Origin of the sequence: Roseovarius atlanticus (assembly GCF_019802205.1) — a bacterium.
Lineage (GTDB): Bacteria > Pseudomonadota > Alphaproteobacteria > Rhodobacterales > Rhodobacteraceae > Roseovarius > Roseovarius atlanticus_A.
The window spans coordinates 40,001-54,641 of record NZ_JAHVHQ010000004.1 but is presented as its reverse complement, the minus strand read 5'-3'; the positions used below and the strand labels follow the sequence as shown (position 1 = coordinate 54,641).

At 62.5% G+C, this 14,641-nt stretch carries 12 protein-coding genes, 1 tRNA gene and 2 rRNA genes (1 of these 15 only partly in view); 5 read left to right on the top strand and 10 right to left on the bottom strand.

Translation table 11 applies throughout. The annotated features are described in order from the left end of the window. Positions 1 to 52: 52 nt before the first annotated feature. A complete protein-coding gene (locus tag KUV49_RS16830; RefSeq protein WP_222452141.1) occupies positions 53 to 1,627 on the bottom strand; it encodes a lysine--tRNA ligase in 1,575 nt (524 codons plus the stop codon). Between the two features lie 113 nt (positions 1,628 to 1,740). Here KUV49_RS16830 and KUV49_RS16825 point away from each other — a divergent pair, with 113 nt between their 5' ends. The 3 genes from KUV49_RS16825 (at position 1,741) to KUV49_RS16815 (ending at position 3,652) form a co-directional block, all read left to right on the top strand. Beyond that, positions 1,741 to 2,169, top strand: a complete 429-nt coding sequence (locus KUV49_RS16825; protein WP_152493999.1) for a tellurite resistance TerB family protein — start codon at positions 1,741 to 1,743, stop codon at positions 2,167 to 2,169. An 87-nt stretch (positions 2,170 to 2,256) separates the two neighbouring features. Then, positions 2,257 to 2,493, top strand: a complete 237-nt coding sequence (locus KUV49_RS16820; protein ID WP_222452140.1) for an Lrp/AsnC ligand binding domain-containing protein — start codon at positions 2,257 to 2,259, stop codon at positions 2,491 to 2,493. Between the two features lie 22 nt (positions 2,494 to 2,515). Then, positions 2,516 to 3,652 carry an ABC transporter substrate-binding protein gene (locus KUV49_RS16815; RefSeq protein ID WP_222452139.1) on the top strand — a complete coding sequence of 379 codons (1,137 nt, stop codon included), beginning with the start codon at positions 2,516 to 2,518 and terminating at the stop codon, positions 3,650 to 3,652. A gap of 598 nt (positions 3,653 to 4,250) precedes the next feature. On the opposite strand, the gene KUV49_RS16810 is transcribed toward KUV49_RS16815, so the two are convergent. The 3 genes from KUV49_RS16810 to KUV49_RS16800 all read right to left on the bottom strand — a co-directional run bounded on the left by KUV49_RS16810 (position 4,251) and on the right by KUV49_RS16800 (position 6,097). Then, on the bottom strand, positions 4,251 to 4,448 hold the full coding sequence (locus tag KUV49_RS16810) for a hypothetical protein (RefSeq protein WP_222452959.1): 198 nt from the start codon (positions 4,446 to 4,448) through the stop codon (positions 4,251 to 4,253). 243 nt (positions 4,449 to 4,691) lie between these two features. Beyond that, positions 4,692 to 5,435 (bottom strand): amino acid ABC transporter ATP-binding protein, encoded by a 744-nt coding sequence (locus KUV49_RS16805; RefSeq protein WP_222452138.1) that lies wholly within the window; start codon positions 5,433 to 5,435, stop codon positions 4,692 to 4,694. Positions 5,436 to 5,449: 14 nt separating this feature from the next. Continuing rightward, positions 5,450 to 6,097: an amino acid ABC transporter permease gene (locus tag KUV49_RS16800; RefSeq protein ID WP_152494004.1), complete on the bottom strand. Its 648-nt coding sequence runs from the start codon at positions 6,095 to 6,097 to the stop codon at positions 5,450 to 5,452. 300 nt (positions 6,098 to 6,397) lie between these two features. Between KUV49_RS16800 and KUV49_RS16795 the strand changes: the two genes are divergently transcribed. Further along, a complete protein-coding gene (locus tag KUV49_RS16795; protein ID WP_222452137.1) occupies positions 6,398 to 7,234 on the top strand; it encodes a transporter substrate-binding domain-containing protein in 837 nt (278 codons plus the stop codon). 102 nt (positions 7,235 to 7,336) lie between these two features. Here KUV49_RS16795 and KUV49_RS16790 read toward each other — a convergent pair whose 3' ends face one another. Together KUV49_RS16790 and KUV49_RS16785 are read right to left on the bottom strand one after the other, a co-directional pair. Beyond that, positions 7,337 to 8,110, bottom strand: coding sequence for an enoyl-CoA hydratase/isomerase family protein (locus KUV49_RS16790; protein WP_222452136.1), 774 nt, complete (start codon positions 8,108 to 8,110; stop codon positions 7,337 to 7,339). A gap of 18 nt (positions 8,111 to 8,128) precedes the next feature. Further along, positions 8,129 to 9,664, bottom strand: coding sequence for an AMP-binding protein (locus KUV49_RS16785; protein ID WP_222452135.1), 1,536 nt, complete (start codon positions 9,662 to 9,664; stop codon positions 8,129 to 8,131). A gap of 125 nt (positions 9,665 to 9,789) precedes the next feature. Here KUV49_RS16785 and KUV49_RS16780 point away from each other — a divergent pair, with 125 nt between their 5' ends. After that, positions 9,790 to 10,572 (top strand): IclR family transcriptional regulator, encoded by a 783-nt coding sequence (locus tag KUV49_RS16780; protein ID WP_222452134.1) that lies wholly within the window; start codon positions 9,790 to 9,792, stop codon positions 10,570 to 10,572. A 167-nt stretch (positions 10,573 to 10,739) separates the two neighbouring features. On the opposite strand, the gene KUV49_RS16775 is transcribed toward KUV49_RS16780, so the two are convergent. The 4 genes from KUV49_RS16775 to KUV49_RS16760 form a co-directional block, all read right to left on the bottom strand. Beyond that, positions 10,740 to 10,816 (bottom strand) — tRNA-Met (locus tag KUV49_RS16775). A gap of 92 nt (positions 10,817 to 10,908) precedes the next feature. Beyond that, positions 10,909 to 12,345, bottom strand: a complete 1,437-nt coding sequence (locus tag KUV49_RS16770; RefSeq protein ID WP_222452133.1) for a DUF2252 domain-containing protein — start codon at positions 12,343 to 12,345, stop codon at positions 10,909 to 10,911. Between the two features lie 207 nt (positions 12,346 to 12,552). Next, positions 12,553 to 12,667: ribosomal RNA gene (gene rrf, locus KUV49_RS16765) — 5S ribosomal RNA — on the bottom strand. 89 nt (positions 12,668 to 12,756) lie between these two features. After that, positions 12,757 to 14,641, bottom strand: a 23S ribosomal RNA gene (locus tag KUV49_RS16760); it runs 1,561 nt beyond the window's last position.

Below are 14,641 nucleotides of genomic sequence, written 5' to 3'. Positions count from 1 at the left end.
CCCTGTCTTTTGTCCAATCTAGCCTGCCGCGAACGGCAAGCCTTGACGTGGATCAAGCCAGCTCGCCCGCCAGCGCACGGTCGATCAGCGCCACGGTTTCGTCAACACCGTAAAGCGCGATGAACCCGCCGAACCGCGGCCCCTGGCTTGCCCCCAGAAGTGTTTCGTAAAGCGCCTTGAACCAGTCGCGCAGCGGGTCGAAGCGGTCGCGCCCCACCGCATAGACGATGGATTGCAGTGCTTCGTCCTCGACCGGGCCGTCATAGGCGGCCAGCTGGTCGCGCAGGTCGGTCAGCGCCTCGCGCTCCAGCTCGGTGGGGGCGCGATAGGTCTTCGTCGGCGCGACGAAATCCTCGTAGTATTTCACCGCGAACCCGGCGGCGGCATCGAGGTCGGGATGCGTCTCGGGGCTGGCGTCCGGCGCATAGCGATTGATGAAGCCCCAGAGCGTTTCCTTGTCCTGCGCCGAGGCGACAGAGGCGAGGTTCAGAAGCATGGCAAAGGACACCACCATCCGGCTTTCGGGCACGTCGCCGTTGTGGATATGGTGCACCGGGTTGTTCAGCTTGGCCGCCGCATCCTGCCCGGGATAGGCGCGCAGCTGCTGGTGATACTCGTCCACCGCGCGCGGGATCACGTCGAAGAACAGGCGCTTGGCCGTCTTCGGTTTCTGGTACATGAAATACGAAAGGCTCTCGGAGCTGGCATAGGTCAGCCACTCGTCGATGCTGATCCCGTTGCCCGAGGACTTGGAAATCTTCTGCCCCTTGTCGTCGAGGAACAATTCATAGGTGAAATGCTCCGGCGCGGGCGTGCCCAGGATCTCGCAGATCCTGTCATAGATCGGCGTGTTGGTGGAATGGTCCTTGCCGTACATCTCGAAATCGACGCCCAGCGCGGCCCAGCGCGCGCCGAAATCGGGCTTCCACTGCAGCTTCACGTTGCCGCCGGTCACCGGCAGGGTCCATTCGCGGCCATCCTCGTCGTCGAAGGTGATCTCGCCCTTGGCGGCATCGACGTTCTTCATCGGCACATAGAGCACGCGGCCCGTCTCGGGGTGCAGCGGCAGGAAGATCGAATAGGTCTGCTGGCGCTCCTCGCGCAGGCTCTTCAGCATCACCTTCATGATGTCGTCATAGCGCTCGGCGGCGCGCAGAAGCGTTGCGTCGAACTGGCCGGACTTGTAGAAATCCGTCGCCGAATAGAATTCGTATTCGAACCCGAACGTGTCGAGGAACCGGCGCAGCATGGCGTTGTTGTGATGCCCGAAGCTCTCGAACTCGCCAAAGGGGTCGGGCACGCTGGTCAGCGGCTTTTGCAGGTGCTCCTTCAGCATCTCCTGGTTGGGCACGTTGCCCGGCACCTTGCGCATCCCGTCCAGGTCGTCGGAGAAGCAGAACAGCCGCGTCGGGATATCGCTGATCTGCTGGAACGCGTGGCGGATCATCGTCGTCCGCAGAACTTCGCCGAAGGTCCCGATATGCGGCAGGCCGCTGGGGCCATAGCCCGTCTCGAAGAGGACATATCCCTTCTCGGGCGGCGCTTTTTCATAGCGTTTGAGCAGCCGGCGCGCTTCTTCGAAGGGCCAGGCTTTCGCACTCATCGCGGCGTCGCGCAGTTCGGACATATCGGTCTCCAACGGTTGAGGCCCGCGCGAATGGCGGGCCGCCTCGGTTCCTATTGCTCCGCCCCCGGACAGTCAATATTCTGCGCCGCGACAAGCCCCTTTAAGGACAGCGCATGACCGACGACCAGGATTCCCACCCGCTCACCCCCCAGGATTGCCTCGTGGCCGTGATGATCGCCGTTTCCGCCTCGGACGAGAACATCCGCACCGCCGAACTGGTCAAGATCGAAAGCGCCATCGACAACCTGCCGATCTTTGCCACCTACGACGTGGACCGGATGAAGACCGTGTCGCAGATGGTGTTCGACCTTTTCGCCGAAGAGGACGGGCTGGACGCGCTTTTCGGCCTTGTCACCGACAACCTGCCCGAGCGTTTGTACGAGACCGCCTATGCGCTGGCCTGCGACGTGGCCGCCGCCGACGGCGCGCTGGACGAGACCGAGCTGCGGTTCCTGGGCGAGATCCGGTATCAACTGAACATCGACCGGCTGCACGCGGCGGCCATCGAACGCGGGGCGCGGGCGCGGCACGTGCACGAGTGACATCGGGCGGTCCCGGCGAAATTCCCCATTTCCTTCCGCACCGAAAACCGCTCTAAATAGGGCCCAGCCGATCGGGAGACCTGTCACATGCGCCCACTTTTCGTGAATATCCGCTGCCGCCCCGGCACCTCCTACAAGGTGGCCGAGGAGATCGCCCTGCGCGAAATCCATTCCGAGCTTTATTCCACCTCCGGGCCGTTCGACCTGCTGCTCAAGCTTTACGTTCCCGAAGGCGAAGACGTGGGCAAATTCATCAACGAGACCCTCGCGACAATCGACAATATCGAACGCACCGAGACGACACTGACGTTCAAGGCGTTCTGACACTTTCAAGGGAGAGGAAACCATGAACCTGAAATCAATCCTGGCCGCCACGGCCATGACGGCACTTGGCGCGATGGCCCATGCCGAGGGCGTGAAGGTCGGCATGATCACCACGCTGTCGGGCGGCGGCGCCGGGCTTGGCATCGACGTGCGCGACGGCTTCCTGCTGGCGGTCAAGATGTCGGGCAATTCCGATATCGAGGTCGTGGTCGAGGATGACCAGCGCAAGCCCGACATCGCGGTACAACTGGCCGACAAGATGATCCAGTCCGAGAAGGTCGACGTGCTGACCGGCATCATCTGGTCGAACCTCGCCATGGCCGTGGTGCCCGCCGCCACCGCGCAGGGCAAGTTCTACCTGTCGCCCAATGCCGGCCCCTCGGCGCTGGCCGGCAAGGGCTGCAGCCCCAACTATTTCAACGTGGCCTGGCAGAACGACAACCTGCACGAGGCCGCGGGCGGCTATGCCAACTCCGCCGGGTTCAAGAACAGCTTCATCCTCGCGCCCAACTACCCCGCCGGACAGGACGCCCTGACCGGCTACAAGCGCATCTACGAGGGCGAACTGGCGGGCGAGGTCTTCACCCAGCTGGGCCAGACCGACTATGCCGCCGAGATCGCCCAGATCCGCGCCTCGGGCGCCGACAGCGTGTTCTTCTTCCTGCCGGGCGGGATGGGGATTTCCTTCCTCAAGCAATATGCCGACAGCGGCGTGGACCTGCCGGTGGTCGGCCCCGCCTTCAGCTTCGACCAGGGCATCCTTCAGGCCGTGGGCGACGCCGCGCTGGGCATCAAGAACACCAGCCAGTGGAACAAGGATCTGGACAACGAGGCGAATGTCGAATTCGTCGCCGCCTTCCAGGAGGAATACGGCCGCCTGCCGTCGCTTTACGCGTCCCAGGGCTATGACACCGCCAACCTGCTCTTGTCCGCCATGGCCAAGGCCGACGTCGCGGATGCCGACGCCTTCCGCGCCGCGTTGAAAGAGGCCGATTTCGCCTCGACGCGGGGCGATTTCGCGTTCGCGTCCAACAACCACCCGATCCAGGACATCTATGTCCGCGAGGTGATCAAGGAAGGCGACGTCTATACCAACAAGATCATCGGCACCGCGCTGGAGGATCACTCCAACGTCTATGTCGACGAGTGCGAGATGTAAGACGGGTCGCGCCCCGGGGGCAGGCAGGCGCCGTCCCCGGGGGCGGCTCTTTCCACGTTGGGGGGGGCAGATGAGCGTCTCCTGGGGCGAGGCGTAACGACCGCCTCAAGCGCCTTGCGGACAAGCGTGATCCATAGTTCCGAGCGCCATTGACGGGCCGCGGCGCGGCGATGCGCGGCCCCTGCCACTCCACCATCCGTTTCGTCGGCACAGCCGCATGCCGGGATCGAGCCCTTGTGAGACACTGGCATCGAGCCCCCAGCCGGTTAACAGCCGCGAAGCGGCCCGGCCATCGTCAGCCCCTCCCTCGGGCTGGCGATTTGGCTGAAGCTGGGCACGACGATCATCTCGAGGATGTGTTTGGCAGTCATAAAGTGCTTCGTAATTGGTGTCGGATCGCCACCCCAGGGGCTGACGCTCGCCTCCGTTGTGATCGGCGGCTTCGTCCCGCAAAGCCGACCCCGACATGCAAAAGCCGCCCCAGGGGGCGGCTTTGGTCTTTTCACCTTGGCGCAGCACCCTCCCGGACCTGATCCGGGAGCTCCCGGCCACAGGAGGCCCCGGGTCGGGCCCGGGGCGCGTGGCGCGGGATGCGCCGCTATTTCTTCTTCTTTTCCCCAAGCGTGACCGGGCTCGCCGCGCCGGAATGCGCCGTTGCCAGGACCTTCGGTTTTTCCTGTTTCGGCTTCTTCACTTCGCGGTTGCCGCGCCTGTTATTGCCTTTTCCCATCATGACCTCACGGTTTGAGTAACCGCCCGGCGACATGCCGAACGGGTCGATCCTCAGGAAGATCAAGGTTGCCTGGCAGGAGGCGTCAGGGCGATGACTTCGATGAGTGGCGCCGGGGGGGTTTCCACGGCCCCGGCACCAGATGAAATATACGCCTGCGCCGTCGACCTCACAAGTGGTCCTGAAAGGCCATACGCGCATCATCGCGCATTGCGCGTGCCGCGACGGTCCGTCTTCGGGGAGGCTGGTTGCGCCCCCCGCAGGCGCGGATCATTGCCCGCGGGGGGGCCGACCACCCGGTCCGGTCCGTCAGTGCACGACTTTGGAGAGGAAGGTCTGAAGCCGCGGTGATGACGGTGCGTCAAGCACCTGATCCGGCGGTCCCATCTCTCCGACCCGGCCTTCATCCATGAAGACGACCTTGGTCGCCACATCCTTGGCAAAGGACATTTCATGGGTGACGACCACCATCGTCGTCCCCTCTTCGGCCAGCACCTTCATCACGTCCAGGACCTCGCCCACCAGTTCCGGGTCCAGCGCCGAGGTCGGTTCATCGAACAGCATCACTTCGGGTTCCAGCGCCAGCGCCCGCGCGATGGCCACCCGCTGTGCCTGCCCGCCCGAGATCTGCCCGGGCATCTGCTCGGCCCGCTCCGACAGGCCGACACGCGCAAGCAGCCGGTCCGCCCTGGCCGCCGCATCGATGCGGTTCAGCCGCCCGTTCAGGTACGGGCCGGACATGACGTTCTCCCGCACGGTCATATGGGGAAACAGGTTGAAGTTCTGGAACACCATGCCGGTCTTGGAGCGGAAGGTCGCGCGCTGAGCGTCGCTGACCTTGGTCCCGGTCCCGAATTCCAGCCGGCGCTCGCCAATCTCGATCTGGCCGGCGGTCGGATCCTCCAGCAGGTTCAGGCACCGCAGGAAGGTGGATTTGCCACATCCCGACGGCCCGATGACCACGGCCACCTCGCCCCGGTCGATCTGGAAATCCACACCCCTCAGAACGCGGAGCTGCCCGAATTTCTTTTCAAGCCCTTTTACAGTAATCATGACAGCTTGGCCTTTCAGTGTTTGATCTCGAAACGGCTGGCAATCAGCGTGACCGGCGTCAGCACCGCAAGGTACATCAGCGCCGCGAAGGTATAGACCTCCAGCGGTCGGTAGGTGCTCATGGTCAACGTCGATGCCGCGTACATCAGGTCGGGCACGGCCACGACCGACAGCAGCGAGGTGTTCTTCAATTGCAGGATGGACTGGCTGACGATGGGCGGCACCATGCGGCGGGTCGCCTGCGGCAGGATGATGTGCCGCATCTTGGTCCAGTAGGAAAAGCCGAGAACGGTCGATGCCTCCCATTGCCCCTTTTCGATCGAGATCACACCGGCGCGAAAGATCTCGGCCGAGAAAGCCCCCATGTAAAGCGTCAGGCCCAGACCCGCCGCGAACCAGTCCGGCAACGCATAGCCCGTGACCATCGGCAGGGCGTAGAAGAACCAGACGATCTGCACCAGCAGCGGCGTCGACCGGAACAACAGCACGTAACCCGAGCCGATCCACCAGAGGACAGGCACCCGGGCCACGAGGATGAGGCCGAAGATGACCCCGATCAGCAGCCCGGCGACCGAGGTGACAACGGCATAGGACAGCGTCACGCCCAGGGCGTTCATCCAGAGCGACAGGTCCCAGACCACAGACCAATCGAAGTTATACATCCAGATCTCCTTTTCTCCGGCCCCCGCAACCCTTCGGAAAACGGCCCACGGGACGGCTCCGCCCCCCTCGGACCCTGCCGGACGTTCGGCAAGGGACTCTCATTCGATGCACTCTTATAGCAGTAAATTTTCAAGATGCTAATCGCATTGCAATAACATTGTGTCTTTTTTTCACCAGAGTCGATATTCCTGCGCTTCCGCCCCTCTGGAACCTCTGGTTTGTGTTGCGGGGGCCATCTAACGGGGCGTCAATTGACTCCGGGCCGACGCATAACGGCCAACCAACCTAAGGAGTCGAACGTGACACATCTTAAAATGACGACCGCCGTCATTGCCTTCTGCACCGCCGCCGTTCCGGCCGCCGCAGAGTCCATCTGGGAAAACATCGAATCGTCCGGGCAGGTTGTCTGCGGCGGCATCCAGAACTATCCTCCGACCTCGTTCCATGTCGGGGGCGATCTGGAATACGCCGGCTACGGACCCAATGTCTGCCGCCAGATCGTTGCCGATCTGAGCGAGGAGATGGGGCAGGACCTGGAGGTCGTCTGGCGCGAGACGACCTGGCAGAGCGTCGTGCTGGATCTTCAGGCCGGCCGCATCGACCTGTTCCCCGGCATGACCGCCACCGAGGAGCGCAAGAAGGCGCTGGATATGGCCGGCCCGCTCTATCAGATGACAAACTGCGTGATCGCGGGCACCGGCAAGGAAACGATGCCGACATGGGAGGAATACAATTCCGGTGACACCACCTTTGCCATGGTGACCGGCACCGCGCAGATCGCCTTCCTGCAAAGCGATGTCCCCGAGGCGAACATCATGTCGCTGAAGGAAATGGGCGAAACCATCATGGCCGTCCAGGCCGGTCGCGCGGATTACCTGATGCAGGAGCTGCCGATCTGCCTGCAGACCTTCGCCACCGCCCCCGATGCCTTTGCCAGCTACACCGTTCCCACCCCGGAAAACGGCAGCCCGTCTTCCGCCGGGATCCGGATGGACGACGACGGTCGCTTCAGCGATTTCGTCCAGGCCTGGGCCGACAAGAACCGGGCGGAGGGCACGGTTGCGCCGCTGATCATCGACGGGTTCGAAGCGGCAGGCATGGATGTCTCCGCGATCCCCGAAGGCATCCAGTTCTGATCCAGGGTGTCGTCCGGGCCTCGTGGCCCGGGCACGCCTCTTTTCCAGATACGCAAAAGGCCGGCATTACGCCGGCCTTTTGTCTTTTCATCGCTGAACGCTTCAGGAGGCTTTCTTGCGGTCCAGGAACTTGCTCATTCCCGCCTGCGTGTGACCTTCTGCAAAGGCCTTCTTGTGCAAGGTCCGCGCCAGCTCGAAGGTTTCGTCAAAGCTGTGCTGGGTGGCCGCCACGATCCGCTGCTTGTTGAGCGCATAGGCTTGTTTCGGCAGCGCCGCCAGTTCCTCTGCCAGGGCGATGGCGCGCGGCAGGACCTGGTCCTGCTCGACGATCTCGTTGATCAGACCCAGGCGATGGCATTCGTCCGCCGACACGATGCGCCCGGTCTGCACAAGGTCGATCGCGCGCGCAAGGCCCAGCATTTCCCGGATGATCCAGAACCCGGTGACCGAGGCGATGCCCTGTTTGATCTCCGGCTGCCCCATCGGCGAATTGGCGTGCCCCACGCGCATGTCGCACAACAGCGCCACCTGGAACGCGGACCCGGCCGCGATCCCGTTCAGCGCGCCGATGAAAGGCTTTTCGAACCGGCGGATCAGGTTGTACAGGGTGCGCCATTCCTCGATCCACAGCTCGGCCCGCGCCGCGTCAAAGCTCTTGCCCTCGTTCAGGTCCTGCCCGGCGCAGAAGGCCCGGTCGCCCGCGCCGGTCAGGATGACGGCCTCGACCTCGGGATCGCTGTCCGCGGCGGCGATCGCCTTGCACAGATCGTTCCGCATGGGGGTGTCCCAGGCGTTCAGCCGCTTGGGTTTGTTCAGGGTGATGATCTGGATCGACCCTTCACGGGTCACAAGGATCGGATCGGTAGCGTCAGACATGGTGTTTCTCTCTCTGCTTCAGTGTCTCGTCCAGTCACCGGCGCGGGTCGCGTCCAGCTTGTGTTTCATGATCCTCTGGCTCGGGGTCCGTTCGAACTCCTGCACGAAGGTGATGAATTGCGGAAGCTGGTGCGGCGCGAGCTTGCCCGCCAGCCAGTCGAACAGCGCCGCGCCGGTCAGGGTCTGACCGGGGGCGGATTGCACGTAGATCTTGATGTCCGCCTCGCCGATCTCGGCCTCGACCGGAATCGCGGCACAGGCGGCCACGGCATCGTGCTGTTCCACCACATGCTCGACCTCCCAGGCCGAGACGTTCTCGCCCCGGACCCGGATGGTGTCTTTCATGCGGCCGTGAAACTTCAGTCGTCCCTCGGCATCCAGCGACCCCATGTCGCCGGTGTGCAGCCGGCCGTCCCGCAGCGCCTCGCGGGTGGCTTCGACCGAATTCATGTAGCCCCTGAACAGCGCGGTTTCGCAGCCGGGGCGGGGCGTCACGACGATTTCGCCCCTTTCTCCCGTGGCAAGGACGCGCCCGTCCCGGTCGCGGATCGACACCTCGAACCACGGCAGCGCGCGCCCGACATAGCCGGGCAGCCCCTCGACATTCACCGTCGACAGGCTGGAGGCCTCGGTCATGCCGTAGCCTTCGGTGATCCGAAAGCCGAACCGCGCCTCGGAGGCTTTCCATGTCTCGGTATCACAGCCGCCGCCCCAGGCGATGGCGACCTTGTGGTCCTTGTCGTCCGGGCGGGCGGGCTGTTTCAGCAGCATCTGCAGAACGCCGCCCAGATGGTGGATCCGCGTCGCGCCACAGGCCCGCACCTGGTCCCAGAATCCGGACGCCGTGAACTTGGCCGTCAGCGCCAGCTGCACCGCCCGGATCAGCGGCAGAACAACGACCTGCGCGCCCCCGATATGGTGGAAGGGTTCCCAGGTATAATAGATGGCGCCCGGTTCGGCCTGCGAGGAAATCGCCGCACTTTCAGCGGAATAGCGCAGCATCGCATGGGTGAGGGGCACCGCCTTGGGCCGCCCCGTGGTGCCGGAGGTGAACAGGATCATGCACAGATCCTCCGCCTCGGGCAGGACCGGCGTGATCGCCGGGGCGTCCCCCAGTGCGGCGCACAATCCCCCGTCCTGCGGGCGCACCAGCACGTCGCAGCCCGCCGCGCGGGCGACCTCTTCGGCCTCTTCTTCCACGATCAGCAGGGTCACGTCGGCTTCGGTCACGGTATAGGTCACGCCGCTGGCCACCTGCCGCAGGCCGACCGGCACCCAGACCGCCCCCAGCAGGCCCAGGGCAAAGGCCGCGGCGCTGGTATCCACATGCGTCCCCAGCATCAGGCCAACGCGATCGCCGCGCCCGACGCCCCGGGCGGAAAGCCCCGCCGCAATGGTCAGCGCGCGCGCCTGCACCGAACCGATCGTGTGATCCTGCCACGCGCCGTTGACAAGTTCCGAGGCGTAGATCTGCTCCGGGTTGTCCGAAGCCTTCTGCCCCAGCAGATGCAGAAATCCCGATCCTGCCCATGAAGTATGTGTTGTGTCCGTCATGCTCGATTTCCAACCTGATCGGTCGTGTTACTGGTTGACCAAAATATCGCGATGCGATAACCTTTCATTACAATATAAGCGCCGCGTTTCTGCGGTGTCAATGCGTGCGGAGGCGGGAAAACGAAATGGCGGAGTCTGATGACCTGAACGACCCTTTGATGGTCAGTGCCGTGGAAAAAGCCTTTCGCGTGCTGGCCGCGTTTGACGAGGCGACACCGCGGCAGACGCTGACCCAGCTTGCGGAAAACTCCGGCCTCGATCGGTCGGCCGCGCAACGCTACTCCCATACGCTGTGGCGGCTGGGGTACCTGCACAAGGACAAGCGCACCAAGTCGTTCGAACTGACGCCGAAGACCCTGAGCCTTGCCTACCAGTATACCCGGTCCAGCCCGATCGTGCTGCGGTCGCACCCCTACCTGTCTCACCTGAACAAGGCGACAGAGGAGGCCGTGTCGCTTACCGTGCTCGACGGGACCGAGGTGATCTACCTGTCGCGCTACCTGTCGCCCAACGTCCTGGATACGGACGTGATCGTGGGGTCGCGCCTGCCGGCCTATTGTTCGGCAGGCGGTCTGGCGATCCTGTCCACGATGGAGGACGCGGAGATTGACGCGCTGCTGGATCGGTCCGACCTGCGCGCCTTTACCCGTCACACCGTGTACGACCGCGAGGGCATCTGGGAGGCGATCAACAGGACCCGCAGCCGCGGCTTTGCCCTTGTCGAGGAACAGATCTACACCGGCGACATCACGCTCGCGGTGGCGCTGCGCCTGCCCGGCAACGAAGGGGTTGCCGCCGTCAGCCTCGGGGCCTCTCTCTTTCGCTATGACGCCAAGCAGATGGTCAGCCAGTTTGCCCCCATGCTGCTGGCTGCGACGCGGACGATGTCTCAGGGCGTACCGCTCTGAAGGCGTCCGTTGCCCCTCTTCGGTGACATTGCGCGGGTCAACATTCCGACGCGGCGGCGCTCGACCATCGGGTTTTCGAGGAAAGCGTGATGAAAGCCCAAGCTGCCGTCCACGCACCCGGCGGATGGCCACTGCGGCAGGTCTGGCGGAAGTATCGGGGGTATCATTGGTTGCGGGGGTAGGATTTGAACCTACGACCTTCAGGTTATGAGCCTGACGAGCTACCGGGCTGCTCCACCCCGCGCCAATGCGGGCTATCTACTCCTGCACCGGGACCTTCGCAAGGGGCCGCGCCGGCATTTATTACATTTTTTTTACAAGACAGTGCGCAAGGGCCTAGCGGAAGACGACATCGAGGCTGTCGAAGGCACCCAGCTTGTGATCCTCGCGGAAGAACGCGTGATCCCGGTGCAGCCGGGCGACCGCTTCCTCGGTGAACCGGACGATATCTCCGACGAACAAGTCCAGCGGCGCGATGGCCTCCATGATCGACGGTTCGACATCATAGTCGATCCGTCCCAGGTCGTCGGACAGCGCATGGGCCTGCGCCAGCGCGGCGCCACACACCCTGGCGTATTTCTTCCACGTCTTGAAGCTCAGGTCGTCGAGGTCGATGTCATCCCGAAACGGCGCCCGCTCGCGGCTCATGAAGCTCTTTCCGTCGATCTCGACCGCGCCGTAGAAAATGTCGCCATGCGCCAATTGCACGCGCTGGCCGTGCTTAATGCGCTCGGCCTGCTCGCCGGCGTAGAAGGCATTGGGCGGCACCAGGCCGTCCAGCGCCGAGCGGCGGGCGGCCTTGAACTCGATGATCAGGTCGTCGGTCGCATCCTGCGACGGTCCCTCGATCAGGACGTAATAGCGCGGCAGGCCGAGCGAGGCGGTGCCCTGCCCGTGGCGCACGCACACATCCTTGACCTTCAGCTCACCGGCACGGTCGGGCGCGTCGATGCCGTTCGACCTGGCGAGGTCGTTGATGGCTTTCTGAAACTTCTCGATCTCGGTCGACAGGGGCTGCAACTCGTCATTGGACCTGAAGGCGCGGCCATTGGGCGTCAGGTAATCGTCCCACAACCAGTCCCTGCGCTCTTCCCACGCCTGCTCGAACAGGCGCCGAATCACCTTGGGGGAATTGTCCATCCGGTAGGCATCGTTGCGTTCGGTCGATTTGTTGGCGTAGTCCTGCATCGCCGCCGCATAGCCGCGCACGAACTTGCGGATGATCTTGCGGGCCTGCTTCGGCTTCAGCGCGCCCTCGGTCAGCGCCGCGATCCAGAACCCCACGGCGCCGCGCTTGATGTCCCAGCTGAAGGGCGCATAGGTCGTCTCGTCAAAGTCGTTCACGCCGAAGATCGGCGCGCCGTTCCTGTCCGGCATGACGCCAAAGTTCGCCGGGTGCACATCCCCCAGCGCCATGACCGTGGGCATGTGCCCGTCCTCGCCCACCATGTCGCGGTAGAACAGCAGGGCGGTGCCGCGAAAGAACTTGTACGGGCAGTCGGCAAGCTTGTCGAACTTGTCGCGCGCGCCCTTCGAGCTTTCGGTGATGCGCGCGGCATGGTCTTCGCGGATCGTCGTGCGCACATGCAGCCGGCGCGCCTGGCCTTGCAGGAATTTCGGCGGAACGAGGTATTTGCCGTCGGCAATCGCGGCGCTCAGCCGGCCGAACGCCTTGGATCGCCGCTCGTAGCGCTCGTCGATCGACTTTTCAGGCGGGTCGGGCGGCTCGACCGCCTTGGATTTGCCTGATGTTCCGGATTTCGCCTTGGCCATCGCGTCCCTTTCGTCCTGGCAGGTAACGAAAAGGCCGGATCGAAAGTTCCCCGGCGCGCTTGGCGGCCAAAGGGGTCTCGTCGTGGTCTGTCACCGCAGGGCCGCAACGCGCCGACACGGCACAGCAAAGCCGCCGCAGTGTGCGGGTCAGTCGGTAAATTGTAGGGGAAGATCGAAAGAGAGATACAATTTCAAGGACCTTACTAGGTTTGGCGGTGACCTACTCTCCCACGTCTTGAGACGCAGTACCATTGGCGCTACGGCACTTAACGGCCGGGTTCGGGATGGGACCGGGTGTTTTGCTCGTGCTATGACCACCAAACCAAGAAAGATCCTTGAATTCCAAGTCAGTACACTTGTTCAAGTGTACGGCTTCTGGATCCGCATAAGCCAATCTGGCTTTTACTGGATCAAATCAAGCCTATCGGACAATTAGTACCGGTCAACTGAACGCATTGCTGCGCTTACATCTCCGGCCTATCGACGTGGTGGTCTACCACGGTCCTCAGGGATACCTTGTTTTGAGGGGGGCTTCCCGCTTAGATGCCTTCAGCGGTTATCCTGTCCGTTCATAGCTACCCAGCACTGCCGTTGGCACGACAACTGGTCCACCAGTGGAACGTTCACCCCGGTCCTCTCGTACTAGGGGCAACTCCTCTCAAGTATCCTACACCCACGGCAGATAGGGACCGAACTGTCTCACGACGTTCTAAACCCAGCTCACGTACCTCTTTAAACGGCGAACAGCCGTACCCTTGGGACCTGCTCCAGCCCCAGGATGAGATGAGCCGACATCGAGGTGCCAAACACTGCCGTCGATATGGACTCTTGGGCAGTATCAGCCTGTTATCCCCGGCGTACCTTTTATCCGTTGAGCGATGGCCCTCCCACTTGGGACCACCGGATCACTATGGCCGTCTTTCGACTCTGCTCGACTTGTCAGTCTCGCAGTCAGGCTGGCTTATGCCATTGCACTCAACGAGCGATTTCCGACCGCTCTGAGCCAACCTTCGCGCGCCTCCGTTACGCTTTAGGAGGCGACCGCCCCAGTCAAACTACCCGCCACGCAGGGTCCCGGACCCGGATAACGGGCCGCGGTTAGACATCAAGAATGCATAGGGTGGTATCTCAAGGGAGGCTCCACCACGACTAGCGTCATGGTTTCAAAGCCTACCACCTATCCTGCACAATGCAGTCCTGATGCCAGTGCGAAGCTGTAGTAAAGGTGCACGGGGTCTTTCCGTCTAACCGCGGGAAGCCTGCATCTTGACAGGCAATTCAATTTCGCTGAGTCGATGTTGGAGACAGCGGGGAAGTCGTTACGCCATTCGTGCAGGTCGGAACTTACCCGACAAGGAATTTCGCTACCTTAGGACCGTTATAGTTACGGCCGCCGTTTACCTGGGCTTCAATTCGACGCTCTCACATCTCCTTTTAACCTTCAGGCACCGGGCAGGCGTCAGACCCTATACGTCGTCTTGCGACTTCGCAGAGCCCTGTGTTTTTAGTAAACAGTCGCCACCCCCTGGTTTGTGCCCCCGGACTTCAGTTGCCTGAAACCCGGGCCTCCTTCTCGCGAACTTACGGAGGTATTTTGCCGAGTTCCTTCAACATCGTTCTCTCAAGCGCCTTGGTATTCTCTACCAGTCCACCTGTGTTGGTTTAGGGTACGATCTTATGATGGAGCTATTTCCAGGGACTGCTAAGCTGCCCATCCAATCCGATAAGGATGAACAACCCTCGCAATCCGTCACTTCCATCTGGCTCAGGAATATTAACCTGATTCCCATCGACTACGCCTTTCGGCCTCGCCTTAGGGGTCGGCTTACCCTGCTCAGATTAGCTTTAAGCAGGAACCCTTGGACTTTCGGCGAGAGTGTCTCTCACACTCTTTGTCGCTACTCATGTCATCATTCTCACTAGTGATCTCTCCACGGGATCGCTCACGCGCCCGCTTCATCGAAAGCTCCTATCCTCCAAAGCACCTCGAAAGGTGCTGAAGAGGAGTGGAACTATGTCACACTACGCTCTGCTACCAGTGCATACGCACTCCTCGGCTTCGGCTCATGGCTTGAGCCCCGTTACATCTTCGCCGCAAGACAACTTATTTAGACCAGTGAGCTGTTACGCTATCTTTAAAGGATGGCTGCTTCTAAGCCAACCTCCTGGTTGTTTTGGTCGTCTCACCTGCTTTCCCACTTAGCCATGAATTGGGGGCCTTAGCCGGAGGTCAGGGTTGTTTCCCTCTCCACTACGGGCGTTAGCACCCGCAGTGTGTCTGCCATCTAGTACTCCT

Bases quoted from the DNA above. Each gene is read 5' to 3' on its own strand.
- KUV49_RS16800 (WP_152494004.1), bottom strand. From the start codon at position 6,097: ATGTATAACTTCGATTGGTCTGTGGTCTGGGACCTGTCGCTCTGGATG.
- KUV49_RS16825 (WP_152493999.1), top strand. From the start codon at position 1,741: ATGACCGACGACCAGGATTCCCACCCGCTCACCCCCCAGGATTGCCTC.
- KUV49_RS16780 (WP_222452134.1), top strand. From the start codon at position 9,790: ATGGCGGAGTCTGATGACCTGAACGACCCTTTGATGGTCAGTGCCGTG.
- KUV49_RS16830 (WP_222452141.1), bottom strand. From the start codon at position 1,627: ATGTCCGAACTGCGCGACGCCGCGATGAGTGCGAAAGCCTGGCCCTTC.
- KUV49_RS16805 (WP_222452138.1), bottom strand. From the start codon at position 5,435: ATGATTACTGTAAAAGGGCTTGAAAAGAAATTCGGGCAGCTCCGCGTT.
- KUV49_RS16820 (WP_222452140.1), top strand. From the start codon at position 2,257: ATGCGCCCACTTTTCGTGAATATCCGCTGCCGCCCCGGCACCTCCTAC.
- KUV49_RS16790 (WP_222452136.1), bottom strand. From the start codon at position 8,110: ATGTCTGACGCTACCGATCCGATCCTTGTGACCCGTGAAGGGTCGATC.
- KUV49_RS16770 (WP_222452133.1), bottom strand. From the start codon at position 12,345: ATGGCCAAGGCGAAATCCGGAACATCAGGCAAATCCAAGGCGGTCGAG.
- KUV49_RS16815 (WP_222452139.1), top strand. From the start codon at position 2,516: ATGAACCTGAAATCAATCCTGGCCGCCACGGCCATGACGGCACTTGGC.
- KUV49_RS16785 (WP_222452135.1), bottom strand. From the start codon at position 9,664: ATGACGGACACAACACATACTTCATGGGCAGGATCGGGATTTCTGCAT.